This is a genomic window from Streptomyces sp. 1114.5 (assembly GCF_003635085.1).
Taxonomy (GTDB): Bacteria; Actinomycetota; Actinomycetes; order Streptomycetales; family Streptomycetaceae; genus Kitasatospora.
On record NZ_RBXE01000001.1, the window covers coordinates 4929951 to 4955988 of the forward strand.

A 26038-nucleotide genomic window follows, 5' to 3' on the forward strand; every position below is an offset into this window, starting at 1 on the left:
ATCCCCTGACGGGTGGTCAGGGAAGGAGGAGCGGCTCGTAGTCGAACCGGTCGAAGTGGACGGTGCCTTCGGCGGCGTACATGCCGATGACCCGGCCGGTGAAGCCGCCGGCCACCTCGGTGGAGAGGTAGCGCCCGTCGAGGGCGGCGAGCACGGCGAAGGTGCCGTCGGGCTCCTCGACGCCGAGGATGACGTCGTCGGGGCCGGTGCGCGGGCCGCGCGTCGGCCGGGGGACGACGTCGACACCGAGCACCACGGCTCCGGAGGGCACCGGACGGGAGGCGACCTCGGTGCGCAGCGAGCCGATCCGGGCGAGGACCTTCACCTCGCCGTCGGCCGCCTCGATCTCGTAGTGGTGGTCCTCGTCCATGCGGACGGCGAGGCCGCCGCGGCCCCCGGCGGGGTCGATCAGGGTGCGGGCCCGGCAGCCGAGGTGCTGCTGGCGCCGGCCGACGAACACCACGTCGTTCTCGTCCAGGGAGGCGCCCGCGGCGCGCAGGGTGAGCCAGCCGGAGCGCTCCTTCGTGGTGCACAGGTGCTCGGGGCGCTCGCGCACCGAGATCCACTGGGGGTGGAGCTCGGCCTGGTCGAAGTCGTCCCGGGCGGGGACTGCGGGCGCGGGGTGCAACGGCCAGGAGGGGGTGGGCAGTTCGGTGGTGAGCGGGCCGACCACCGGCCAGCCGTCCACCCACGCGACCGGGGCGAGGAAGGTCTCCCGGCCGAGCACGTACCAGGCGGGGGTGCCGCCGCGCGGCCGGACGGCGAGCAGCACCATCCACCAGGAGCCGTCGGGGGCCTGGACGAGGTCGGCGTGCCCGGTGTTCTGGATGGGACTGTCGATGCCGCGGTGGGTCAGCACCGGGTTGGCCGGGCACGGCTCGAACGGGCCCGAGGGCGAGGGGCCGCGGGCGATGGAGACGGCGTGGCCGCGCTCGGTGCCGCCCTCGGCGATCATCAGGTACCAGTACGCGCCGATCCGGTACAGGTGCGGGGCCTCGGGGGCGGTGGCGCCGGGCGCGCCGGACCAGATCCGCTGCGGCTCGCCGATGGTCTCGCCGGTGGCCGGGTCGAGGCGGACCTGGGAGACGCCGGCGACGGTGCACCAGCAGGTGCCGTCCTCGTCCCAGGCGAGGTCCGGGTCGATGCCGTGGACGCCGGGCAGCCGGATCGGGTCGGACCAGGGGCCTGCCGGGTCGGTGGCGGTGAAGAGCAGGTTGCCGTCGCCGCTGACGTTGGTGACGATCAGCCAGAAGCGGCCGTCGTGGTGGCGCAGCGTCGGGGCGTAGATACCGCCGGAGGACGGGGACTCGCGCGGCAGGCGCAGCTGGCTCGGCCGGTCGAGGGCGTTGCCGATCTGGGTCCAGTGGAACAGGTCGCGGCTGTGGAAGACGGGGATGCCGGGGAAGTACTCGAAGCTGGAGCAGACGAGGTAGTAGTCGTCGCCCACGCGGCAGACGCTCGGGTCCGGGTGGAATCCGGGGATCACCGGGTTGGGGAGGGGGCCGGTCGGCTGGGGCTGGTCTGACACGTGGTCGGTTCCTTTCGGGGGTGCGGGTCGGGGGTGGTGCCCCGGGCCCTTGGCCCTGGAGAGGTCCGGGGCCCGGGGCACCACCGGCTCATCGGGTTCAGCCGATCGCGCAGGGGGCGCCGTTGAACCGGAAGGCGGAGGGGTTGGCGTCACTGCCGGACCAGGTGGCCTTGAAGGCCCACTGGACGCTGCCGCCCTGCGGGACGGAGGCGTTGTAGGACACCTCGGCGGGAGCGGTGGCGAGCTGCGGGGCGGCGTCGACCGACACCGACAGGGTGCTCGCGGTGACGGCGGGCGGTGCGGCGGCGGCGTGCGGCCCCGCGACGGCGATCGCGCCGGTGACCGCGAGAGACAGGGCCGCCGCGGCGGCTATGACGTGATCATGACACGAATGGGCTGACCATTTCACTGCGTCCTTCCAGTGGGGTGGGGGTGCGTGGCGTTCGAGTGGGGGAAACGAACTCCCGCGTTCTGGACGGCAGGAGCCCGGTGCGGCTGCCTGGGTCGGGCCCGGACGCGAAGCGTGTTCCGTGTGGATGCGGGCCGGCGCGGTGGGCCGCGCGCGGACACCTGGGGCATCGTCAATCCCTCCCGGTCGGATTCCTGGTGAGGCGCAGCAGGACGGCGGACGGGGCCGCCGGCAGGGTCAGGGTGAGTTCGGCGGTGTCCGGGTGCCAGAGGGCGCGGGCCTGGCTGGATGCCGGGTAGAGCACCTCGACGCGGACCTCGGCGCCGGCCAGGTGGGGCAGACCGAGCTCCCTGACGTTCTCCTCGCCGGAGCGGCGCCAGGCGGTGAGGTAGGTGGTGGCCGGGGTGTGCAGGGCCAGGGCGATCCACGGGTCCTCCCAGCCCGGGAGGCCGAGCGGCCAGGCGGGCAGCGCCTGCGGCAGGTCGGCGCGGATCGCCTTGTGGACGGCTACCGCCTCGTGCACCAAGTCCCTGGCCTGCGAGGACAGTTCGGTGAGCCGACCGGAGAGGTGGATGCGGCCGAGGAGCGCGTTGGCCATGGTCAGGGCGACCTCGTCGGGGGAGTCCCCGGGCAGCGGGTAGGCCCAGACGGCGCCCTGCTCGGGCGTGACGGCGGTGGGGGCCGACGCCGCGATCGGCGCGTAGCGCAGCAGGTCCTGCTGGTCGCTGGTGGACTGCAGCTGGAGCCGGGAGAGCAGGGCGTGGTCCATCCGCATGCCGCCGGAGGCGCAGTTCTCGATCACCAGGTCCGGGTGCCGGTCCAGGATGCCGTCGAGCCAGGCGAGGTGGGCCCGGTTGTGGCCGAGCAGGCCGGCCGCCGGTGCCTCTCCCGGGTGGCTGCTGGTGCCGGAGCCCGGGTCGGTGTTGTGGTCGAGCTTCAGGTAGCCGACGCCCCATTCGCCGACCAGGCGGTCCACCACGCGGTCCAGGTGGGCGCGGGCGGCGGGGTGTCGCAGATCCAGGTGGTACCGGCCGCCGCCTTCCTCGACGCGCCGCCCGTCGCGGCGGAAGAACGCCTCCTCCGGCAGGGATCCGGAGACCGGGCTGTCCACGCCGACCGCCTCCGGCTCCAGCCACAGGCCGGGGACCATGCCCCGCTCCCGGATCCGGTCCAGGACCTCGTGGATCCCCTTCGGCCCGGGGAACCGGGAGGCCGACGGCTCCCAGGCCCCGACGGAGCTCCACCAGGTGCCGCCGTCGTCGTACCAGCCGGCGTCGACGACGAAGTACTCCGCGCCGGCCTCGGCGGCGGCGTCGACCAGGGGCAGTAGCTTCTCGGTGGTCGGATCGCCCATCAGGCAGTTCATGTAGTCGTTGAAGATCACCGGCAGCCGCCGGTGGTCGGGGTGCGGGCGTCGGGTGGCCCGGCGGTAGCGGGTCAGGGCGGCGAAGGCCCCGTCCGGGCCGCCGTCCGTGGCCAGTGCGAGCGCCACCGGCACGGTACGGAACTCGGCGCCCGGCTCCAGCGGGTGGCGCCAGCCGTGGTCGGCGTCGTTCGGGCCGTACAGCGCCGCGTACGCGGTGTCGTCGCGCACCCCGCACTCCCAGCGCCAGCCGCCGCCGTTGTGCTCGATCTGCCACAGCCAGGTACGGCCGGACGCGCGGTCCGTCAGGCCGCCCATCGGCAGGTGGCCGCAGCTGGACCACACGCCCTGACCGGCCACGACGCGGGTGCTGCGGCCGGAGGTGGTGTGGAAGCGGCCGCTCCGTTCGGGCGAGGACACCCGCAGCGGCTGGCGCTGCCAGCGGCATTCGGCGAACCACTCGTTCTCCGCCCACAGCAGGTCGGCGTCGTCCAGATCCACCGGGTCGCCCCCGGTGAGGCAGCCCGCCACGAGCGAGGCGACCGACTCCAGGTGCAGCGTCGCCGTCCCTTCGTTTCGCAGCAGCACCTCGCTGCGCAGCACCGGCAGGCCGGCCGGGGAGCGGTAGACCGCCTCGGCGGTCAAACCGGTCTCCGGGTCGTGGAGTTCGACGGTGAGCACGTGCCAGTCGCCGTCCCGGGTCGCCCGGTGCGCGCGGTGGCGCAGGCGCCCGCCGAGAACGGTGTTGACGAGGTGCCGGCCCGACCAGTAGCGGCCGAGAGCGGCGGTCGTCACCTCCACCAGCGGCAGCGGTACGGCGGGGCGGGGGGCGGTGGTCTTCTCGCCGGGGGCACCGATCCGGGTCAGGCGCGGAGTGTCGTGCTCGCCCAGGGTGATCTCCAGTTCCAGGGCGTCGTGGCCCCAGCGGATCGTCTCGTGCGGGTCGCTCATGGTGGCCTTCCGGGATGAGGCGGGAGCTCAGTGAGCGTTCACAACGCGCGCAGGACGGCGCAGCCGCCGGCGGGCAGCCGGCTCACGGGGCCGCCGGTGAGCAGGTCGTGACCGGGCCGCGGCAGCGGGACGGGTTCGTCGAGGTGGTTGATCAGGACGTGCCAGGCGCGGCCGTCCGGGGCGTGCCGGGTGACGGCCTCGACGCCGGCCGGCAGGCCGGGCAGGTCCGGGCCGACCCCGGCCTCCGTGAGCAGCCGGCCGACCAGGGCGGTGTAGCCCGCGTCGTCCAGGCGGGTGGACAGGTACCAGCCGTGGCCGGAGCCGAAGGTGTGCCGGGTGAGCGCCGGGCGGCTGGCGAGCATGCCGTGCGTGTAGGCGGCGACCGCCTCGGCGCCTTCGGTGCGCAGGGACTCGCTCCAGGAGGAGCCCGTCGAGCCGTCGGAGAGCGTGATCTCCTCGCCCTGCGCCAGCGGGCGGTGCTCTTCGACCCGGATGCCCAGCGCCTCGCGCAGCGGTGCGGCCGGGTAGCCGCCGAGCCGGGCGTGCAGGTGCTCGTCGACGATGCCGCCGAAGTGCTGGATCAGCAGGGTGCCGCCGCCCGCGACGTAGCGGCGCAGGTTCTCGGCGCCCGCGTCGGTGAGCAGGAACAGGGCGGGGGCGAGGACGACCCGGTAGCGGTTCAGGTCGTGCTCGGGGTGGGCGAAGTCGACCGTCAATCCGGCGTCCCACAGGGCCCGGTGAGCGCGGCGCAGCGCGGGGTGGTAGGCGAGCTCGCCGGACGGGAGGCCGTCGACGTTCAACGCCCACCAGGCGTCGGAGTCGTGCAGCACGGCGACGTCGGCCCGGACGGTGGAGCCGGCGAGCTCGCCGAGCCGGGCGATGGACTCGCCGGCCGCCGTGATCTCGCGGAAGGTGCGGCTGTCGGGCCCGGCGTGCGGGACCATCGCCGAGTGCCACGTCTCGGCGCCGGCCCGGGACTGGCGCCACTGGAAGAACAGTGCGCCCTCCGAGCCGCGGGCGATGTGGACGAGTGAGTGGCGAAGGATGTCGCCCGGCTCCTTGGGGAGGATGCGGTCGCCGGCGTAGACGGTGTTGGTGCCCGATTCCATCAGCAGCCAGGGGGCGCCGCCGGCGAAGGAGCGGGCCCGGTCGGCGTCGAAGGCGGCGTGGGCGGCGGCGTCGATGCCGGGTGCGCTGGGGTAGTGGTTGACGGAGACCAGGTCGACCTCGCGGCCAAACGCCCACAGGTCCAGGTTCTGGTAGTCGGGCACCATGAGGTTGGTCGTCACCGGCCGGTCGCTGTGGGCGCGGATCGCGTCGCGCTGCTCGCGGTAGGCGGCGAGGGTCTCGTCGGACCAGAAGCGGCTGTAGTCCAGGACGTGGCCGGGGTTGTGGTGCCACTGGGTGGTGCGGGGCGGGAGGACCTGCTCCCACGAGGTGTAGTGCTGGCTCCAGAACGCCGTCCCCCAGGCCTCGTTGAGGGCGTCCAGGGAGCCGTGGCGGGCGCGCAGCCAGACCCGGAACGCGGCGGCGGTGTGGTCGCAGTGGCAGGGGTGACGTACTCGTTGTGGACGTGCCACAGGGCCAGCGCCGGGTGGTCGCCGTAGCGTTCGGCGAGGGCGGCGGCGATGCGGCGGGCGGCCCGGCGGTAGGCGGGGGAGGTGAGGCAGTAGGTGTCCCGGCTGCCGTGGGTCAGGTGGGTGCCGTCGGGGCGGATGGTCAGGGCGTCCGGGTGGGCCAGGGTGAACCACGGCGGTGGGGAGGCGGTGGGGGTGGCCAGGTCGACGGCGACGCCGGCCGCGTGGAGCCGGTCGAGGTGGGCGTCGAGCCAGTCGAACTCGTAGCGGCCTTCTTCGGGCTCCATCAGGGCCCAGGAGAAGACGCCGACGGTGGCGAGGTTGACGCGCGCCCGGCGCATCAGTTCGTCGTCCTGCTTCCACACTTCGGCGTCCCACTGTTCGGGGTTGTAGTCCCCGCCGAAGGCGAGGCCGCCGAGGCGGTCGGTGAGCCGTTGCAGCTCCATCGGGGGAGCCGTCCTTCCGTGAGTGGTGTCAACTGCGGGGCGGGGCCGGGGCGGTGCTCTCGCGGACCACCAGTTCCGGGGGCATCAGCAGGAGCTGGTCCTGCGGCACGTCGCCCGCGGCGGTCGCGGCGATCCTCGCCATGACCTGCTCGACGGCGACCTGCCCGAGGTCCTTCTTCGGGCTGGTCACGGAGGTGAGCCGGGGTGAGTGCTGCTCGGCCATCGGGTTCGGGCAGATGGCGATGACGGAGGCGTCCTCCGGCACGGTCCGGCCGCTGGCGCGCAGCAGGCTCAGCAGCGGGCCGATCGCCGCCTCGTTCTGGACGACGAACCCGGTGGTGTCGGGCCGGTCGGCCAGGACGCGGGCCAGGGTGCCGGCGGTGCTCTCGTACGTGCCCTCGCAGGGCCGGTGGAGGAAGCGCAGGCCGCGCCGCTCGGCGCGGGCGCGGAAGCCCTTCAGGGTGCGCTCGGCGTAGCCGGCGTGGCGCCGGTAGACGCCGCTGCTGTAGCCGATGAAGGCGACGTCGCGGTGGCCGAGGTCGGCGAGGTGGTCGGCGCACAGGGCGCCGGCGGTGGCGAAGTCGTGGTCGACGCAGGAGAGTCCGGTGGGGTCGTCGGGCAGGCCGATGAGGGCGGCCGGGATGTCCTGGGCGCGCAGCACCGGGATGCGGTCGTCGTCGAGGCGGACGTCCATGAGGATGACGCCGTCGGCGAGTCCGGTGGCGGCGACCCGGCGGACGCCTTCGGGCCCTTCGTCGTTGGTGAGCAGCAGGACGTCGTAGCCGTGTTCGCGGGCGGCGACGGTGACGGCGATGGCGATCTCCATCATGGTGGGCACGTGCACCTCGGGGTGGAGCGGTACCACCAGGGCGATGATGTGCGAGCGCTTGCCGGCCAGGGCCCGGGCACCCGCATGCGGGTGGTAGCCGAGGTCGGTGATGGCCCTCTCGATGCGGGTCCTGGTCTCGTCGGAGATCGGGCGCTTGCCGCTGAGGGCGTAGCTGACCGTGCTGGACGAGACGCCGGCGTGCCTGGCCACATCGGCGAGTGTCACCATCGTTGGGATTCCTTCGTGTCGGTTCCGTTGAGGGCGTGTTCCCGGTCCGGTCGGGGCGCTCCGGGCCGGTGCGGACGGCTCAGCCCTTGATCGCGCCGGTGAGGACGCCGGTGCGCAGGTGCTTCTGTACGAACGGGTACACGATCACCAGTGGTACCAGGGTGAGGACCACGACCGCCATCTGCAGGGACAGCGGTGCGGTCTGGGTGTGGCTGTTCCCGAAGCCCGAGTTGAGGGAGCCGGGGAGGCCGTTGGCCCGGTTGACGTAGGTGAGCAGCACGTACTGCAGCGGCCACTTCTGACTGTCCGTCGGCATGTAGAGCATGACGTTGAAGAAGGAGTTCCAGTACCCGACGGCGTAGAACAGCGCGGTGACGGCGGTGACGGCGCGCGAGGTGGGCAGGACGACGGACCACAGGATGCGCCAGTCCCCGGCGCCGTCCATCCGGGCCGCGTCGATCAGCTCGGAGGAGGTCTCCTGGTAGAAGGCGCGCAGCACCAGGATGTTGAAGACGGAGACGGCACCCGGCAGGATCAGCGCCCACCACTGGCCGTAGCCGCCGAGGCCGGTGACGACCAGGAAGCTCGGGATCAGGCCGCCGCCGACGAACATCGTGACGATCAGCAGCAGCAGGACGAAGCGGTGTCCGAGGGAGCGCGGCCGGGAGAGGCCGTAGGCGCACAGGACGGACACGGCCATGGACAGCGCGGTGCCGGCCACGGTGATGCCCAGGCTCACCCCCAGCGCGGTGACGATCGTCGGGTCGCTGAGCATCTGGCGGTACGTCTCGGTGGTCAGGCCGTCCGGCCAGATCACCAGCCCGCCGGCCCGGTTGATGGCGCCGGGGGTGGAGAAGCTGGTCAGGACGATGATCCAGAGCGGGACCAGGATGACGGCGAGCGTCCCGCCGAGCGTGAGCCCCTTGGCCGCCTGGCCGACGGCCGTCGGTGGCTCCTCCCAGGGCGGGCGGGCGGAGCGGGCCCGGCGCCGGGTGGCCGCCGCCGTGCGGCGCTTCTCGCGGCGGGAACCGATGGTGAGTGCGTTCGTCATTTCCGGTACAGCCCGTCCTCGCCGAAGGCGTGCGCCAGCTTGTTGGCACCCCAGATGAGCAGGAGGGAGACCACGCTCTTGAAGAGCCCGGCCGCCGCGCCGTAGCTGTAGCCGCCGGTGGCGATGCCGTAGTAGAAGGAGAAGGTGTCCAGGACGTCGGCGGCCTCGTGGCCGACCGCGTCGCGCTGGACCAGGAACTGCTCGAAGCCGACGGACAGCGCGTTGCCGAGGCGCAGGACCAGCATCAGCACGATCACTCCGCGCAGGCCCGGCAGCGTGATGTGCCACATCCGCCGCAACCGGCCGGCGCCGTCGGCGGCCGCGGCTTCGTACAGCTCGCTGTTGATGGCGCTCAGCGCGGCGAGGAAGACGATGATCCCCCAGCCCGCCTCCTTCCAGATCGCCTGGGAGGTGACCAGCAGGGCGAAGGTGTGCGGGTTGGTCATGATGTCCCAGGTGCCGATGTCGTGCTGGCGCAGGAACTGGTTGAGCACGCCGGCGCCGCCGAGCATCTGCTGGAAGATCGTGACCGCCAGCACCCAGGAGAAGAAGTGCGGCAGGTAGACCACGGACTGGAAGAAGTTGCGGATCCGCTCGCTGACCACCGAGTTGAGCAGCAGGGCCAGGGCGATCGGGACGGGGAAGAAGAGGATCAGCTGGACGAAGCTCAGGTACAGCGTGTTCTGCATCGAGGCCCAGAACGCCGGGTCGCCGAACAGCTGCTGGAACTGGTCGAAGCCGACCCATTCGCTGTGCCAGACCCCGACCAGCGGGTCGTACTCCTGGAAGGCGGTGACGATGCCGAACAGCGGCACGTAGTTGAACACCAGGAGCAGGGCGACCGCGGGAACCGTCATCAGCAGGAGCGACTTGTCGCGCCGCAGCCTGATCCGCCAGTTGAGCCGCGCGGGGCGGGCCGGGCGCTTGGGGGCCGCGGTGCTCACTGACCGGAGCCGTACTTGTCGAGGACGTTGTCGGTCATCCACTGCTTGAGCCGTTCCCCGGGGCCGGAGCGCCAGCCGGCGATGGCGTCCTGCAACTCGGAGACCTTCTTCTTGCCGTGGTAGCAGTCCTTGAGGGTGTCGTTGACGCTCTGCGCTGCCCAGGCGGTGGCGATCGCCGACGGCATGCTGAAGTTCATGTTCCAGAAGGCCGGCTTGGTGAGGTACTTGACGTTGGCGCCGGACCAGGCCGCGTAGTCCCTGGTGACCTGCTCGCCGCCGGGGTTGCTGATCACGGAGGGGGCGGCGGCCAGGAACGGGTAGGTCGTCGCCTGGACGTCCTTCTTGCCCTCGTCGGTGAAGGTCGGTGTGCCGTTCACCCGGGTGTGGTGGACGCCCTCGACCCCGTAGGTGACCAGGGTGTACTCGGCCGTGCCGTAGGGGGCGGCGAGGTAGTTCGCGACGGCGAGCAGTTCCTCGATCTGCGCGGGCTTCAGCTTGGCGTTGAGGTAGCTGAGCATGCTGGCGCTGGAGCCCGTGTAGGTCACCGGTGTGCCCTTGCCGTCGGGGGTGATGCAGTTGAGCGCGCCGCGCCGGTAGTTCGGGTCCGCGGCGACGCCGGACTGGTGGTCGGACAGGTTCCAGGCGCCCAGTCCGCCGCCTCCGATGAGGCACTTGCCGCTGTAGAAGCGGGTGGCTCCGTTGGAGACGTCGCCGGCGAGCGTGTCCGGGTGCATGTAGCCCGAGTTGGCCAGGCGGTAGTGCCAGTCGACGGCCTCCAGGAACTCCTGGGTCTCGAACATGTGGACCAGTTTGCCGTTGTCGATCCGCCAGTTCATGGGGACGTTCCAGGTGAACTGGAGGTAGGTCCACACGTCGTCGAAGGCCCACACGCCCCGTTTGGCGTCGGTCAGTTCCTTGCCGAGGTTCATCAGGTCGTCGGCGGACTTGATCTGGTCGGCCGTGATCCCCCGGGCTTCGAGGATGTCCCGGCGGTAGAAGGTGGCACCGGGCATGCCGAAGCTGCTGGAGAAGCAGGGGATCCCGTAGAGCTTGTCGCCCCAGATCCCCATCTGCCAGGCACCGGTGGGCAGGGCGGCCAGGTTGGGGTACTTCTTGATGTTGTCGCCGGACAGGTAGGGGGTCAGGTCCGCGAGCTGGGAGCCGGTCAGCCCGCCGGTGTTGAAGTTGGCGTTCCACCAGGAGGGCAGGTTGATCCAGTCCGGCAGCTTCTCGGCGGCGGTCATCGTGGGGACGATGGTGTTGTAGTTGATCCCGTCCGCCGGCTTCATGGTCAGCTCGACCCCGAGCGCCTTGCTCATCGCCTGGTAGAAGGAGTTGCCGACCGGTGGGGCCGTGCCCCACAGCGGGGTGACCGCCGTGTAGCTGCCGCCCTTGCCCGGGACGCCGGAGACGCTGGTGGGCGGGGAGGCCGGGTAGGAGAGGTAGGCCGGATCGGTCGCGACGTCGCCTGCGCCTTGGACGGGGGCCATGTCCGGCTTGACCGCGTTGGGGTTCGGCAGGTAGGTCGGCAGGGCGGCCTTCAGACCCTCCCTGCTGTTCGCCCCGCCCTTCTTGGTCGATCCGCCGCCGCAGGCGGACAGCAGGGGCGCCATCGCGGCGGCCCCCGCGACCGTGGCGGCGGTGGTCAGAAAGCTCCTGCGGTTCAATCCGGATCTCATGGTGGCGTAGCCCCTCTCCGTCGAAGCGCGGCCCAAGCGTCAAAGAGCGTCGAAGCGTCGAAGCGCTTGGATGTTTCGGTGACACTAACGACGCGTTACAGGTTGAGCAAGAGGGTGAACAAATCCAAAGTCGTTTGTGTTCTGGGGAGTTGACACGGTCGATGGCGCGTGTCAGCGTCGAAGCGCTTCGATCAACGATCTCCGAGTCGAACCCGCCGAGGGGTGTTCCACGTGAGTTCCGTGCCCGACTCCGCTACCGGTCTGCCCGGTTTCCGCAATCCCACGCTTCCCCTGCGGGAGCGCGTCGACGACCTGCTGAACCGGCTCACGATCGACGAACGGCTTGCGATGCTGCACCAGTACTCGCCGGCCGTCCCCCGCCTGGGAGTCGCCGCCTTCCGCACCGGCAGCGAGGGCCTGCACGGCGTCTCCTGGCTGGGGGTGGCGACCGTCTTCCCACAGGCCGTCGGCCTCGGCGCCAGCTGGGACGAGGACCTGGTGCGCGAGGTCGGCGAGGCGGTCTCCACCGAACTGCGGGCCTTCCACCACCACCGCCCGCCGGCCGTCGGCAGCCCCGAGCGCGGGCCCAACTCCCTCCAGGCCTGGGCCCCCGTGCTCAACCTGCTGCGCGACCCGCGCTGGGGCCGCAACGAGGAGGGCTACTCCGAGGACCCGGTCCACACCGCGCGCATCGGTGGGGCGTTCTGCCGGGGCCTGACCGGCGATCACCCGGGCTACCTGCGGGCCGCCCCGGTGCTCAAGCACTTCCTCGCCTACAACAACGAGGACGACCGCTGCACCACCTCCTCCGCCCTGCGCCCGCGCGTGCTCCAGGAGTACGACCTCGCCGCCTTCCGGCCCGTCATCGCCTCGGGCGCCGCGACCGGCGCGATGGCCGCCTACAACCTGGTCAACGGCCGCCCCTGCCACGTGAGTCCGCTGATCGAGGCGGAGCTGCGCCGCTGGGTCCGGCCGACCGGGCACGAGCTGTTCGTGGTCAGCGACGCCGAGGCCCCCTCCAACCTGGTCGACCCGGAGCACTACTTCGACGACCACGCCGAGTCCCACGCGGCCGCGCTCAAGGCCGGCATCGACAGCTTCACCGACCACGGCGAGGACACCGAGACCGTGGTCGGCCGACTGCGCGAGGCGCTGGAACGCGGCCTGATCGAGGAGGCCGACGTGGACCGCGCCGTCCGCCGTCAGCTCGAAGTGCGCTTGCGCCTCGGCGAGTTCGACCCCGAGCTGGACCCGTACGCCGCCATCGGCCCGGAGGTGATCGACTGCGCCGAGCACCGCGTGCTGGCCCGGAAGGCCGCGGTCGAGTCGGCCGTCCTGCTCAAGAACGACGGCCTGCTGCCGCTCGACCCCGCCCGCGCACCGCGGATCGCCGTCATCGGCCCGCTCGCCGACGCGCTCTTCGAGGACTGGTACAGCGGCACCATGCCGTACCGGGTCGGCCTGGCCACCGGCCTCGCCGCGGCCCTCGCCCCGCACGGCGGAGAGATCGTTCGGGTGGAGGGCTGCGACCGGATCGCCCTGCGCTCGCGCACCACTGGTGACCGGCTCGGCAAGACCTCCTTCGACGTGACCGACTGGGGCGGCGGCGCCTCCACGCTGCGCGCCGTCGACACCGGCCGCTACCTGACCCTCCAGGACGACGAGGGCCTGGCCGCCGACCAGGACGTCATCAAGGCCTGGTTCGTCAAGGAGACCTTCCGCCTCGAACCGGCCGGCGAGGACACCGTGCTGCTGCGTAACGTGTTCACCGGCCGCTACGCCGCCGTGGATCCGACCGACGGCCGCGTGACGGTCACCGCCGAGACCCCGGACGCCGCCGAGCGCTGGCAGCGCGAGCTGCTGCACGACGGCCGCGCCGAGGCGCGCGAAGCCGCCGCGACGGCTGACGCCGCCGTCGTCGTCCTCGGCAACCACCCGATGATCAACGGCCGCGAGACCGAGGACCGCGCCGACATCCGCCTGCCCGAGGGCCAGGAGGCCCTGCTGCGCGCCGTCGCCGAAGCCCGCCCGCAGACGGCACTGGTGCTGATGAGCAGCTACCCCTACGCCGTCGACTGGGCCGACGAGCACCTGCCCGCCGTGGTGTGGACCTCCCACGGCGGGCAGGAAACAGGACACGCGCTGGCCGCCGTGCTGCTCGGCGAGGCCGAGCCCACCGGCCGGCTGCCGCAGACCTGGTACCGGGGCGACGACCCGCTGCCCGCCCCGCTCGACTACGACATCATCAAGGCGGGCTGGACCTACCAGTACCACCAGGGCGCCGCCCTCTACCCCTTTGGCCACGGGCTGTCCTACACCGACATCGCCTACCGCGACCCGCGACTGTCGCAGCCGTCGATCGGCCAGGACGGCGCGGTCGACCTCACCGTCACCGTGCAGAACCGCGGCCGGCGATCCGGTGGCGACGTCGTCCAGATCTACGTCCGGGCCCTGGACGCCCGCTACGCGGCGCCGCGGCTGCGCCTGGCCGACTTCCGCAAGGTCCGCCTGGAGCCGGGGGAGACCCGCGAACTGACGTTCCGACTGCCGGCCGAGCGGTTCGCCCACTGGGACGTCGCCACGGGCGCCTTCGCCGTCGACCCCGGCGCCTACCAGGTCGTCGTGGCGCGGTCGGCCGAGGACGAGGTCCTCGTCACGCCGCTCACCGTGACCGGGGCGGCGCCCGCTGCCCGCGCCGTGGTCGGACGGAGCGTCCGGGCCGTCGACTTCGACGACCACACGGACATCACCATCGTCGACGCCACCCGCGCCGACGGCGACGCCGTCACGCCCACCGATCCGGGGCAGCCCGCGACGCTCCTGTTCCGCGCCTCGGACGTGTCGGGGGCCGTCCGGGTCGAAGTCGAGACCGCCCGCGCGGACGACGCGAACGGCGCTGCCCGGCTGGAGGTCCGGGTCGGCGCGCGGCTGCTGGCCGACATCGCCGTGCCCGTGACCGGTGACCGCTACGCCTGGACGGGCACCACCGTCGAACTCGCCGCCGCGCTCGACGGCGTGCACGACGTGAGCCTGACCCTGCACGGCGACTTCCGGCTCACCGAGTTCCGCTTCGGCGCGGCCGACTAGAGCCTGTCCGGCGGCCCGTCCGGAGGGGCGACGGGCCGCCACCCGTTCCGGACCGGCTCATCGCCCAGCCGATCGCGCCCGTCACCCGGGCGCCGACCCACCGTCACCAGCCGCCCGGAGGCGGCCAGCAGGTCGCTCCTCACGCCCCGCCACCTCACCTCGAACTCGCAACACCCGGAGGAATCCCCCATGCCCGTCACCGACTTCGGTGCAGACGAACTCGCCGGCTACCGGCCCGAGTCGATCGCCCCGCAGGACTTCGACGAGTTCTGGCGGCGCACCCTCGCCGAGGCCCGCTCGCCCGGCGGCGCGGTCAAGGCCGAACGCGTCACCGCGCAGTACGGCCTGCGCACCGTCGAGGTCGACGACGTGCGCTTCCCCGGCTGGAACGGCGAGCCGGTGGCCGCCTGGCTGCTGCGACCGCGCGGGGTGGACGGGCCGCTGCCCGTCGTCGTCGGCTACCAGGGGTACAGCGGCGGTCGCGGGTTGCCCACCGAGCACCTGTTCTGGTCCGCCGCCGGCTACGCCCAGCTCGTGGTCGACAGCAGGGGCCAGGGCCACGACACCCCGGACCGGGGCACGGGCGACGGCACCCAGTGGGTCGGGGGCTTCATGACCAAGGGCATCGACTCCCCCGAGAACCACTACTACCGGCGGCTGATGACCGACTGCGTGCGCGCCGTCGACGCCGTCGCGCAGCTGCCCGGTCTCGACGCCGACCGGATCGTCGTGGCCGGCGGCAGCCAGGGCGGCGGCCTGTCCCTCGCCGTCGCCGGGCTCAGCGGGGACCGGGTGGCCGCCGTGCTGCCGGACGTCCCGTTCCTGTGCCACTACCGCGAGGGCGCGCAGACCTCCCTGGACGGCCCCTACCAAGAGCTCGTCAGCTACCTGCGCTGGCACAGTCGGGAGCGCGTGCAGCCGACCTTCGCCACCCTCGCCTACTTCGACGGCGTCCACTTCGCCCAGCGGGCCACCGCCCCGGCCCTGTTCAGCGTCGGCCTGATGGACCCGGTCTGCCCGCCCCGGACGGTCTACGCCGCCTTCAACCACTACGCGGGCGAGGACCGCACCATGACGGTGTGGCCGTTCGCCGACCACGCCGGCGGCTGCGGCTCCAACCCGCCCGTCCAGCTGGCCTGGCTGCGCGAGCGCGGGCTGGCACCGGAGCAGTGAGCACCGTGCCCTCCGGCGCCGGGACACCCGTGACCTCCCCGGCCTTCCCGGACCTGCCTGCCGGCTTCCGCTTCGGCGCCGCCACCGCCGCCTACCAGATCGAGGGCGCCCACGACGAGGACGGGCGCGGCCCCTCCATCTGGGACACCTTCAGCCACAGCCCGGGCCGCACCCTCGACGGCGCCACCGGCGACACCGCCTGCGACCACTACCACCGCTACCCCGAGGACGTCGCCCTGCTGCGCGGACTCGGCATCGACGACTACCGCTTCTCGATCTCCTGGTCACGCCTGCTGCCCGGCGGCACCGGCCCGGTCAACCCCAAGGGCCTGGACTTCTACGACCGGCTGATCGACGAACTGCTGGCCGCCGGGATCGCACCCACCGCCACCCTGTACCACTGGGACCTGCCCCAGGCCCTGGAGACCCCGTCGAACAGCGGCTCCGCCACGGGGGGCGGCTGGCGCGTGCGGGAGACCGCCGAGGCATTCGCCGAGTACGCGAACGTCGCCGCCGACCGCTACGGGGACCGGGTCGAGCGCTGGATCACCCTCAACGAGCCGTTCTGCTCCGCCTTCGTCGGCTACGCCGAGGGCCGGCACGCGCCCGGTGCCCGGGAGGGCCGCGGCGCCCTGGCGGCCGCCCACCACCTGCTGGTCGCCCACGGCCTGGCCGTCCGGGAGCTGCGCGCCGCCGGCGCCCGTGAGGTCGGCATCACGCTCAACCTCGACCGGCTGCACGCCGCCGCGGACCGGCCCGAGGACCTTGCCGCCCTGCGCCGGGCCGAGGTCCTGCACAACGAGGTCTGGACCGAGCCGCTGTTCGCCGGGCGCTACCCCGAGCACGAGGCCGAGACCTGGGCGGGGCTCGCGGACGGCCCGTGGCGACGCCCGGGGGACCTGCAACTGATCGGCGAGCCGCTGGACTTCGTCGGCATCAACTTCTACCGGCCGGTCACCATCGCGGCCGCCCCGCACCGCCAGGCCGACCCCGAACGGCGCACCGCCACGGACATCGGCGTCGAGGAGTCCGACCCGTACGGCACCCGGCTCACCACCATGGGCTGGCCCGTCGTCCCGTCCGCGTTCACCGAGCTTCTGACCGGACTCCACTCCCGCTACCCACAGCTGCCGCCGGTCTGGATCACCGAGAACGGCTCCGCCGAGACGGACAGCGTCACCCCCGACGGCCGGGTCCACGACCCGGAACGGATCGACTACCTGGCCCGCCACCTCGGCGCCGTCGCCGACGCCATCGCAGCCGGCGTCGACGCGCGCGGCTACTACCTCTGGTCCCTGCTGGACAACTTCGAGTGGGCCCGCGGTTACGCGCAGCGCTTCGGCCTGGTCCACGTCGACTACGCAACCCTGACCCGAACCCCCAAGGACAGCTACCACTGGTACCGGGGCCTGATCACCGCGCACCGCGCGCGGACGGAGGAAACCGCCCGATGAAGTTCACCGACGGCTACTGGCTGATGCGCCCGGGCGTCACCGCGCGCTACGCCGCCGAGGTCGCCGACGTCCGCACCGGCGAGGACCGGATGACCCTCTACGCGCCCGTGAAGCACGTGCGCGGCCGCGGTGACACGCTCAACAGCCCGCTGCTGACCGTGGAGTGCTGGTCCCCCGCCGAGGGTGTGATCGGGGTGCGCACCACCCACCACGCCGGTTCGGTGCGGGGCGGCCCCGAGTTCGCGCTGCCCGGCGCCGAGCAGGGCAGCGGGAAGGTGCGCCGGGACGGCGACGTCGTGGAGCTCTGCGCGGGCGAACTGACGCTGCGGGTGGACACCTCCCGGCCCTGGCAGCTGGAGTTCCGCGTCGGCGACCGGGTGCTCACCTCGGTGGGGGAGCGAGGCACCGGTTTCGTCACCGATGCCGACGGCCGGCACCACATGCTCGGACAGCTCTCGCTGGGCGTCGGCGAGCTGGTCTACGGCCTGGGAGAGCGGTTCACCCCGTTCGTCCGCAACGGCCAGGTGGTGGACATCTGGCAGGCGGACGGCGGCACCAGCAGTGAACAGGCCTACAAGAACGTCCCGTTCCACCTGACCAACCGGGGCTACGGCGTCTTCGTCAACCACCCCGGCAAGGTCGGCTACGAGGTCGGCTCCGAGTCCGTCGGCCAGGTGCAGTTCAGCGTCGAGGACCAGTCGCTGGAGTACTTCGTCGTCCACGGCCCGAGCCCCAAGGCGATCCTGGAACGCTACACCGCGCTCACCGGCCGCCCGGCGCTGCCCCCGGCCTGGGCGCTCGGCCTGTGGCTGACCACCTCCTTCACCACCGAGTACGACGAGGCCACCGTCAACCGCTTCGTCGGCGGCATGGCCGAACGCGGCATCCCGCTGAGCGTGTTCCACTTCGACTGCTTCTGGATGCGCGGGTACCAGTGGAGCGACTTCCGCTGGGACCCGGACACCTTCCCGGATCCGGCCGGCATGCTCGCCAGGCTCAAGGAGCAGGGGCTGCGCATCTGCCTGTGGATCAATCCGTACATCGCCCAGAAGTCCGAGCTGTTCGCCGAGGGCATGCGCGAGGGCCACCTGGTGCGGCGCCCGGACGGCAGCGTGTGGCAGTGGGACCTGTGGCAGCCGGGCATGGCCCTGGTGGACTTCACCAACCCCGCCGCCACCGCCTGGTACACCGACAAGCTGCGCGCCCTGCTGGACGTCGGTGTCGACTGCTTCAAGACCGACTTCGGCGAGCGCATCCCCACCGACGTGGTCTGGCACGACGGTTCCGACCCCGAGCGGATGCACAACTACTACACGCAGCTGTACAACCGGGCGGTGTTCGAACTGCTCCGCGAGGAGCGCGGGGACGGGGAGGCGCTGCTGTTCGCCCGCTCCGCGACCGCGGGCGGCCAGCAGTACCCGGTGCACTGGGGCGGCGACTGCGAGTCGCACTTCAACGCCATGGCGGAGTCGCTGCGCGGGGGGCTCTCCCTCGGCCTGTCCGGCTTCGGCTTCTGGAGCCACGACATCGGCGGCTTCGAGGGCACCCCGACCCCGGCCGTCTTCAAGCGCTGGACCCAGTTCGGCCTGCTCTCCTCGCACAGCCGGCTGCACGGCAGCAAGTCGTACCGGGTGCCGTGGGAGTTCGGTGACGAGGCGGTCGAGGTCACCCGCGAGTTCACCCTGCTCAAGCACCGGCTCGCGCCCTACCTCCAGCGGGCCGCCCAGCAGGCGCACGCCACCGGTGTGCCGGTGATGCGCGCGATGGTGCTGGAGTTCCCCGACGACCCGGCCGCCGCCAAGCTCGACCGGCAGTACCTGCTCGGCGACGACCTGCTCGTCGCGCCCGTCTTCACCGAGGACGGCACGGTCGAGTACTACGTGCCCGAGGGGGTGTGGACCAACGTCCTCACGGGCGATCAGGTCACCGGCCCGCGCTGGGTGCGCGAACAGCACGGCTTCCACACCCTGCCGCTGCTCGCCCGCCCCGACTCCGTCATCCCGCTCGGGGCGGACGACCAGCGCCCGGTCTCCGCCTGGGCCGAGGGCGTCGAACTGCGGGTGCACGCCTTCGCCGACGGCGCCGAGCGCACCGTGCTGATCCCGCGCAGCGACGGCCCCGGCGAGAGCGCCCGCTTCCACCTGCGCCGCACCGGCGACCGGATCCGGGTGACCACCGACAGCCCGCACGCCTGGCAGGTGCGGATCGGCGGCCCGGACGGCGCGCTGCACGTCAGCCCGGCCGGCACCCGGGAAGCCGAACTGCCCTACTCGGCCTGAGCCCGGCCCCGACGCGAGGTCACGCGCCACCGCAAGCCGTGGCGCGTGACCTCGACCGCTACCCCGAGGGACCGTCCGTCCATGCGCGATGTCTTGACGGTGTCCTGACGGCTGGCCATAGTGATGCCCGTTGCGGCACGGGAGGTGTCCGTGCCGTCCTCACGCGCGCCTCTTCCCGGCCGGAATTGTTAGCGCTAACAAAACTCGGGAGCCGCCCCTGGACCTGACGGGCGGCACCCCGAGCCGGGTCCGGTGGCCACGGACGGAGCCGAACCGGACCGCTCACTCCACACCCACCCCGTGAAGGAGTTCTTCATGATCAAATCGTCGATCCGCAGGGCCAGGCGGGCCCTCCTCGCAGTCGGTGCGACCGCCGCGCTCGCCGCCGGCCTGCTCACCGCCGCGGCCGGGACGTCGCAGGCGGCCACCCAGGGGCCGTGCGACCTCTACGCCGCCGGCAACACGCCCTGCGTGGCCGCGCACAGCACCACCCGGGCCCTGTACGGCGCGTACAACGGCCCGCTGTACCAGGTCAGGCGCGCCTCCGACAACGCGACCAGGGACATCGGCCTGCTGAGCGCCGGCGGCTACGCCGACGCCGCCGCGCAGGACTCCTTCTGCGCCGGCACCAGTTGCGTCATCACCGTCCTCTACGACCAGTCCGGCAAGGGCAACCACCTCACCCAGGCGCCGGCCGGCGGGGCGGCCGGCGGGCCGGACAACCTCGCCAACGCCGTCGAGGCGCCGGTCACCGTCGGCGGGCACAAGGCGTACGGCGTCTACGTCGCCCCAGGGACCGGCTACCGCAACAACCACACCAACGGCATCGCCACCGGCGACCAGCCCGAGGGCATGTACGCCATCTTCGACGGCACACACTTCAACGGCGGCTGCTGCTTCGACTACGGCAACGCCGAGACCAACAACCTGGACACCGGCAACGGCCACATGGAGGCCCTCTACTTCGGCAACAACAAGGTCTGGGGCTCGGGCAGCGGTTCCGGCCCGTGGGTGATGGCCGACCAGGAGAACGGCCTGTTCTCCGGCGTCAACCCCCGCTACAACGCCAACGACCCCACCGTCACCAACCGGTTCCTGACCGCCATGCTCAAGGGCGGGCCGAACCAGTGGGCCCTGCGCGGGGGCGACGCCCAGGCGGGCGGCCTGTCCACCTTCTACAACGGTGTGCGCCCCAACGCCACCGGCTACAACCCGATGCACAAGGAAGGCGCGATCATCCTCGGCATCGGCGGTGACAACAGCAAGGGGGCCCAAGGCACCTTCTACGAAGGGGTCATGACCCAGGGCTACCCGTCGGACGCCACCGAGAACGCCGTCCAGGCCAACATCACCGCCGCCGGTTACCACAGCGGCTCGACCGGCACCGGCACGCTGACGCCCGGCTCCCGGATCTCCCTGCAGGCCACCACGGCGCCCTGCTGCACCTCGCACTACCTGCGCCACGACGACGCCGACAACAAGGTCGTCATCTCCGGCACGAACTCCTCCAGCTCCGCCACCGACAAGGCCGACGCCACCTGGATCGTCCGCGCCGGCCTGGCCAACAGCTCCTGCCTGTCCTTCGAGTCCGCCAACAACCCCGGGCAGTTCCTGCACCACTACAACTACGAGCTCTACCTGGACTTCGACAACGGCGTCGGCTCCTTCGCCCAGGACGCCACGTTCTGCCCCACCGCGGGCAACAGCGGGACCGGCACCTCCTTCCAGTCCGTCAACTTCCCGACGAAGTACCTCCGGCACTACAACTACACGGCCTACATCGCGAGCAACGGCGGCTCCAACAGCTGGGACAGCAGTGCCAGCTGGGCCGCCGACACCAGCTGGCTGATCGCCCAGCCCTGGGGCTGATCCACCGGGGCAGCACCACCGCACACCGGCCCGCCACCGCCTCGCCGGCGGTGGCGGGCCCGGCTCGCGCCGGAGGAGCCGGAAACCGGCAGTGACACCACCCGACCGACCCCAGGAGCAGAGGAACCGACCCTTGTCCTACAGCATCCGTACGGGCGCCCTGGAACGGCACACCGCCGCAGAGATCCTCCGCATCGAGCCCTGGGGACCGGACGCCGTCCGGGTGCGGGCCTCGTCCGGGACCATCGACCCCACCGCCCCCGGTGCGCTGGAGAATCCGCGGCCCACCCCGCACGCCGAAGTGTCCGTGTCGGAGGACGGCAGTGCCCGCCTGGTCAACGGCAGCATCGCCGTCGAGGCCTCGGCGGACGGCCGGCTGAGATTCCGCCACGCCGTCTCGGGCCGCGAACTCCTCGCCGAGCGCAGCCCGCACGCGCTCCACACCGGCTCCCGCGTCCACGCGGCCGGCGGCCGGACGGAGCAGTCCTTCGAGGCCTACGACGGTGAGCGGCTGCACGGCCTGGGGCAGCACCTGCACGGGCGCCTGGACCAGAAGGGCTGTGTGATCGACCTCGTCCAGCGCAACACCGTCGCCGCCGTCCCCTTCCTGCACTCCTCGCGCGGCTACGGACTGCTCTGGAACAACCCCGCCACCGGCCGCGTCGAACTGGGCGCCGACACCACCCGGTGGACCGCCGACGGCGGCGGGCGCATCGACTACTGGATCACCGCCGGTGACACCCCGGCCCGGATCCTGGACTCCTACACCCGGGCCACCGGCCGCCCGCCCCTGCTGCCCGCATGGGCCTCGGGCTTCTGGCAGTCGAAGCTTCGCTACCGCACCCAGGACGAACTCCTCACCGTGGCCCGGGAGTACAAGGAACGCGGACTTCCGCTGTCCGTCATCGTCTGCGACTTCTTCCACTGGCCGAGGATGGGCGACTGGCGCTTCGAGGAGAGCGAGTGGCCCGACCCCGCCGCCATGGTCAAGGAACTGTCGGACCTCGGCGTGAAGCTCGCCGTCTCGGTGTGGCCCACCGTCGAGCCCGACAGCGACGCGTACGACGCGCTGCGCTCGTCCGGACACCTCGTCCGGGACACCGGCGGCGGTCTGCTCACCTTCCCGTGGCCGTCCCGGTACGGCGGGGAAGCGCTGATCCGCCCGATGGCCTACTACGACGCCACCCACCCCGGAGCGCGCGCCGCGCTGTGGCAGCAACTGAACGACAACTACCGTTCGCTGGGCGTGGCCTGCTTCTGGCTGGACGCCTGCGAACCCGACGTTCCCCCGGACCTCGCCGAGCGCGCCGTCTACGCGGCCGGGCCCGCCGCCGAGGCCGCGAACCTCTACCCGCTGGAGCACGCCCGCGCGGTGGCCGACGGCCTGCGCGCGGAGGGCGAGGACCGGCCGCTGTCCCTGGTGCGGTCCGCCTGGGCGGGCAGCCAGAAGCACGGGGCCCTGTTGTGGTCCGGTGACATCCCCACGACCTTCGACTCCCTCGGGCGCCAGATCAGGGCCGGGCTGAACGTCGCGATGAGCGGCATCCCGTGGTGGAACACCGACATCGGCGGCTTCTTCGGCGGCGACCCGGACGATCCGGCCTACCGTGAGCTGCTGATCCGATGGTTCCAGTACGGCACCTTCAGCCCGGTCATGCGGCTGCACGGGGACCGCGAACCCAACCACCCCGCCTTCGCCACGGACATGACCGGCGGGCCGAACGAGGTCTGGTCGTACGGGGAGCAGGCGTACGGCATCCTGCGTGACCACCTGTCGCTGCGCGAACGCCTGCGCCCGTACCTGCACAGCCTGTCCGAGGACGCCCACCGCACCGGCGCCCCGCCCATGCGCCCGCTGTTCTTCGACTTCCCCGAGGACGGACGCGCCTGGGAGGTGGACGACCAGTTCCTGCTCGGCCCCGACCTGCTGGTGGCACCCGTGTACGAGGCCGGTGTCCGGGCCCGCCGGGTGTACCTGCCCTCCGGCACCCGCTGGCGCGACCCGGCCACCGGCCGCGTGCTGGATGGCGGAACGACGCTCGACGCCGAGGCCCCGCTGGAGCGCATCCCGGTCTTCGCCCGGGAAGGCGCCGACGTCGCGGCCCGGCTCACACCGTCCGAGGCCTGACGGAGGGAGCAACGGCCGTGCGAGCTCTCCCGCCACGGTGCTGGTCGCTGCGGCGGGTGTCGGCGACCGCGCCGCCGGACGGCCACCACGGAGCGATCACCCTCGGATCAGACCGGTGGATTCGGGCTCGTGGACTCGGGCTCAACGAAGGGCCGTGCCGACCGCACTCACCAGCACGAACCCCATGAAGCCGGCGCTGAGGTACATGCCGAGCCGGATATAGCGGTACTTCGCCACGACCGTGCGGGAGAGGATCGAGAACTGGGACAGGTCCCGCTCCATCAGATCGGTCTGCTCGACCGTTGAGCGGACTTCGTCGAGCGGCCGTGCGCCGGCCGCGACATCGCCGAAGTAGTGCACCGTCCTCCTGTCACCGGTCCCTACCCGGGGCATCACGGCACCGGCGAACAGCACCAGTGCGGCCACCCCGCATGCGCAGGCGCCGAAAAAGGCCAGCCCGGCCCACCATTCCGACATGAGCGGGTCATAGTTCCCGGAACTCAGCGCGCCGGCCAACGCCGCCAGCGCCACCCCCAGGGCCGCGAGCAGCAGGTTCGCCTTCTGGTCGGCCTTGGCCAGTTCCTCGCGGGTCTCGGTGAGCAATATCCTCGCCAGTTCGGCCCCGCGCTCGCTTCCGTTCCCGCTTCCCCCGGCCGCACTTGTCGCCATACGACACCCTCCCCGCTCGCCCCTCCCCGAACTCTACTGGGGCGAGGCGGGTTTGATGCAACATCACTGTTGCCGGCGGCGTCGCCCTGGCAAGATGAGGCCCGCACTCGAGTGTCGGGGGGTCGGCACATGCCTGCGGCAACCTGAATTTTTTTGGCACGGGCACGCCGGGACGGTCATGAACAGTGGGAATGTCAATCACTACTACGTCATATCGAGCGACATCAAGGACTACAGGCGGCAGGTGAGTGGGGCGGCTCAGGCGGAGTGGCAGCGGACCCTCCGGGACTCCATCGGATCAGCCGCTGCACACATCGGGCTTCACTTCGACTACGAGGCGGAGAAGGCGGCCGGAAATATTCAGGCCGAGGGCGACTCGCTGACCTGGAGAATAGCCGGCCAGCAGGTCGACGGAGCCAAGCTGGCCATCGATTTCATCCTCGCTCTGGGTGAGCAACTGGAAAATCACAACAGAATCTCGGGGGACGAGCCGCTGCGGATACGGATCGCGATCGACAACGCAGCCCTCCCTTTGGGGCCGAACGGCTGGCTGGGCGAGGCGCACCGGGTCGGGGACATGCGGGACTGCACTCAGCTCAGGGACAGCCTCCAGGGGGCACCCGAGAACATCGCCGTGGCGGTGAGCGACCGAGTGTACGCGGACGTCAAGATCAGTGACGGCCCCTGGCGCCTGTTCCATGAGGTCAGCTACAAGTCGAAGTCCGGGAAAAGCGCCCCCGCTTGGATCTATGTCCCCGGAGCGATCCCGTGGAGCCCCTCCGAGAGGCGGAAGAAGAAAGCGATCTACTGGGGTGTGATTCCCGCCTCTGTGGTCCTCGCCGCAGCAGCGGCCTTCTGGGCGGCGAAAGCTCCCGAGAAGCAGCAGGTCGAGAGCCTGAAGACCCCTCCTGCTGTCCAGATGACGGCCACGGACAACTCCGCCCGGCCGGCCTTCGAGGCAAGTCGTGCGGGGCGCTACCTGGCGCTGACCGTATCCCTCCGAAATCCACAGGGTAACGTCAACGACTGTCTTCACCAGGCCACGCTCACGGTGGGTGCCTCCGCCAACTCGCCGGAGGTCCCCCTCGTCCCGGGGCAGCCCACGATCATCGACCTCGGGGCGCCGACGAATCTGGCTCACCCGGTGATCCGCCTGGCAGGGGTCCCCTCGAACTGCGTTCTCGTGTTGGGCTACGACGAGGCGGTCATGTCCGACTCCATCTCGCTCTTGAAGGAGCAGCCGTGAATCGACACCGGATCGGCATGTGCATGGTTCTGGCGGCCGTCCTGCCGCTCGTGTCCTGCCAGGGCGACACGGGCGGTCCGTCCGATCCCACGGGAACCTCTGCGGCGAGCCGCTCACCCGCGGTGCTCGACTCCGAAGCCGCGCCGGAGCCGTCCAGACCTCCGGGATCCCTCCCGCTCTTCGGCTCGAAGAAGCGGGTGCACATCTACATCGGCATGAAGAACGATCAACCTGGATGGACTCAGACCGTCGGCTACAAGGCGGCCGGATTCGACAACTCCGTGGCCGATTTCCTGGGCAAGGAGAAGGAGCTGAACTTCAGCTTCGACCGGGTCGACGTGCCGTCCGGCGAGCGTGACAGCAAGCTCGTCAACCGCGATGTCCAATTCGTCATTGCCACCTACTCCATGACGGACTACCGTCGAAATCTCGTCGACTTCCTCGGGCCCTACATGGCGACGCCGCAGGCCATCCTGGTCCGCGCCGACTCGAAGATCAAGACGACGGCCGACATCAAGAGCTCGACCCGGCTCTGCACCGCGAAAGGCGGTCTGCCGGCTTCCGCGAAGCCGACGATCGGAACGGTGGTCACGGAGGACGACTATTCGGATTGCGCGAAGAAGCTGCTCGACGGGAACTACGACGCGATGTTCACCGACACCGTGATCCTCTACGGATACGCGGACCAGAGCAACGGAAAGCTGGAAGTCCGACCGGACATCAACCTCGGAGACCCCACCGAGTACGGGATCGGCCTGCCCAAGGACAGCCTGAAGGATCCGGTGAACTGCGTCAAGATGTTCACCGCGCTGCACGATTTCCTGCTGGAGGGCTGGGAGGCCGCGTTCCGGGGCAGCCTGCCCGTCGCCGTCCAGAAGAATTCCAATTTCATCCAGAACTACCGGCCGGACCCGGAACGTGTCACGCCGGAGAAGAACTGCCCGAAGCAGGGCTGACAGGGGCTGTTCCGAACTCCCGGTGATCATCACGTGAGTCTGCGGATCGCGGCGATCAGCCGGTGGATTCGGGTTCGGCGGACGCAGGGCCCGGACAAGCGATTCAAGCCGTCCGGGTCCTGTCCGGGCTGATTTCTCCAGTTCGGGTGAGGGGGCGGGGAGCCCGGCGGTG

Annotated in this window: 16 protein-coding genes and 1 pseudogene; 8 read left to right on the top strand and 9 right to left on the bottom strand. The window is 71.5% G+C overall.

Going from position 1 to position 26038, the window contains the following annotated elements:
• Positions 1–16: 16 nt before the first annotated feature.
• The 8 genes and pseudogenes from BX285_RS21865 to BX285_RS21900 form a co-directional block, all read right to left on the bottom strand.
• Positions 17–1528, bottom strand: a complete 1512-nt coding sequence (locus BX285_RS21865) for a glycoside hydrolase family 43 protein (RefSeq protein WP_121176621.1) — start codon at positions 1526–1528, stop codon at positions 17–19.
• Between the two features lie 97 nt (positions 1529–1625).
• A complete protein-coding gene (locus tag BX285_RS37460; protein WP_179852991.1) occupies positions 1626–1937 on the bottom strand; it encodes a cellulose binding domain-containing protein in 312 nt (103 codons plus the stop codon).
• Between the two features lie 172 nt (positions 1938–2109).
• Entirely contained in the window at positions 2110–4251 is a 2142-nt protein-coding gene (locus tag BX285_RS21875) for an alpha-galactosidase (protein WP_121176628.1), read from the bottom strand.
• Positions 4252–4289: 38 nt separating this feature from the next.
• Positions 4290–6274: pseudogene (locus BX285_RS39520) on the bottom strand (beta-galactosidase).
• Between the two features lie 28 nt (positions 6275–6302).
• Positions 6303–7331, bottom strand: coding sequence for a LacI family DNA-binding transcriptional regulator (locus BX285_RS21885; RefSeq protein ID WP_097239542.1), 1029 nt, complete (start codon positions 7329–7331; stop codon positions 6303–6305).
• Between the two features lie 79 nt (positions 7332–7410).
• Entirely contained in the window at positions 7411–8382 is a 972-nt protein-coding gene (locus tag BX285_RS21890) for a carbohydrate ABC transporter permease (RefSeq protein ID WP_121176630.1), read from the bottom strand.
• Positions 8379–9368 (bottom strand): ABC transporter permease, encoded by a 990-nt coding sequence (locus BX285_RS21895; protein WP_398900768.1) that lies wholly within the window; start codon positions 9366–9368, stop codon positions 8379–8381. The genes BX285_RS21890 and BX285_RS21895 overlap by 4 nt, the downstream gene beginning before the upstream one ends.
• A complete protein-coding gene (locus BX285_RS21900) occupies positions 9323–11005 on the bottom strand; it encodes a hypothetical protein (RefSeq protein WP_147465205.1) in 1683 nt (560 codons plus the stop codon). Before BX285_RS21900 ends, BX285_RS21895 begins: the two co-directional genes overlap by 46 nt.
• A gap of 231 nt (positions 11006–11236) precedes the next feature.
• Between BX285_RS21900 and BX285_RS21905 the strand changes: the two genes are divergently transcribed.
• The 6 genes from BX285_RS21905 (at position 11237) to BX285_RS21935 (ending at position 22995) form a co-directional block, all read left to right on the top strand.
• Complete coding sequence (locus tag BX285_RS21905) at positions 11237–14092, top strand: glycoside hydrolase family 3 protein (RefSeq protein ID WP_310794226.1); 2856 nt, start codon at positions 11237–11239, stop codon at positions 14090–14092.
• Between the two features lie 189 nt (positions 14093–14281).
• Positions 14282–15265: an acetylxylan esterase gene (locus BX285_RS21915; RefSeq protein ID WP_121176638.1), complete on the top strand. Its 984-nt coding sequence runs from the start codon at positions 14282–14284 to the stop codon at positions 15263–15265.
• A complete protein-coding gene (locus BX285_RS21920) occupies positions 15262–16719 on the top strand; it encodes a GH1 family beta-glucosidase (RefSeq protein WP_398900771.1) in 1458 nt (485 codons plus the stop codon). The genes BX285_RS21915 and BX285_RS21920 overlap by 4 nt, the downstream gene beginning before the upstream one ends.
• Positions 16716–18998, top strand: coding sequence for an alpha-xylosidase (gene yicI / locus BX285_RS21925; RefSeq protein WP_121176641.1), 2283 nt, complete (start codon positions 16716–16718; stop codon positions 18996–18998). The genes BX285_RS21920 and yicI overlap by 4 nt, the downstream gene beginning before the upstream one ends.
• 315 nt (positions 18999–19313) lie before the next feature.
• Positions 19314–20867: an alpha-L-arabinofuranosidase B gene (locus BX285_RS21930; protein WP_121177805.1), complete on the top strand. Its 1554-nt coding sequence runs from the start codon at positions 19314–19316 to the stop codon at positions 20865–20867.
• A gap of 133 nt (positions 20868–21000) precedes the next feature.
• Positions 21001–22995, top strand: a complete 1995-nt coding sequence (locus BX285_RS21935; protein WP_121176643.1) for a TIM-barrel domain-containing protein — start codon at positions 21001–21003, stop codon at positions 22993–22995.
• 141 nt (positions 22996–23136) lie between these two features.
• Here BX285_RS21935 and BX285_RS21940 read toward each other — a convergent pair whose 3' ends face one another.
• Positions 23137–23664, bottom strand: coding sequence for a Pycsar system effector family protein (locus tag BX285_RS21940; RefSeq protein ID WP_121176646.1), 528 nt, complete (start codon positions 23662–23664; stop codon positions 23137–23139).
• A gap of 178 nt (positions 23665–23842) precedes the next feature.
• On the opposite strand from BX285_RS21940, the gene BX285_RS21945 reads away from it, so the two are divergent.
• Positions 23843–24910 (top strand): hypothetical protein, encoded by a 1068-nt coding sequence (locus tag BX285_RS21945; protein ID WP_121176648.1) that lies wholly within the window; start codon positions 23843–23845, stop codon positions 24908–24910.
• Positions 24907–25866 (top strand): transporter substrate-binding domain-containing protein, encoded by a 960-nt coding sequence (locus BX285_RS21950; RefSeq protein WP_147465206.1) that lies wholly within the window; start codon positions 24907–24909, stop codon positions 25864–25866. The genes BX285_RS21945 and BX285_RS21950 overlap by 4 nt, the downstream gene beginning before the upstream one ends.
• Positions 25867–26038 lie beyond the last annotated feature (172 nt).

Excerpts from the sequence above, each read along its gene's own strand:
- yicI (WP_121176641.1), top strand. The coding sequence starts at position 16,716 with ATGAAGTTCACCGACGGCTACTGGCTGATGCGCCCGGGCGTCACCGCG.
- BX285_RS21945 (WP_121176648.1), top strand. The coding sequence starts at position 23,843 with ATGAACAGTGGGAATGTCAATCACTACTACGTCATATCGAGCGACATC.
- BX285_RS21890 (WP_121176630.1), bottom strand. The coding sequence starts at position 8,382 with ATGACGAACGCACTCACCATCGGTTCCCGCCGCGAGAAGCGCCGCACG.
- BX285_RS21900 (WP_147465205.1), bottom strand. The coding sequence starts at position 11,005 with ATGAGATCCGGATTGAACCGCAGGAGCTTTCTGACCACCGCCGCCACG.
- BX285_RS21940 (WP_121176646.1), bottom strand. The coding sequence starts at position 23,664 with ATGGCGACAAGTGCGGCCGGGGGAAGCGGGAACGGAAGCGAGCGCGGG.
- BX285_RS21885 (WP_097239542.1), bottom strand. The coding sequence starts at position 7,331 with ATGGTGACACTCGCCGATGTGGCCAGGCACGCCGGCGTCTCGTCCAGC.
- BX285_RS21875 (WP_121176628.1), bottom strand. The coding sequence starts at position 4,251 with ATGAGCGACCCGCACGAGACGATCCGCTGGGGCCACGACGCCCTGGAA.
- BX285_RS21915 (WP_121176638.1), top strand. The coding sequence starts at position 14,282 with ATGCCCGTCACCGACTTCGGTGCAGACGAACTCGCCGGCTACCGGCCC.
- BX285_RS21930 (WP_121177805.1), top strand. The coding sequence starts at position 19,314 with ATGATCAAATCGTCGATCCGCAGGGCCAGGCGGGCCCTCCTCGCAGTC.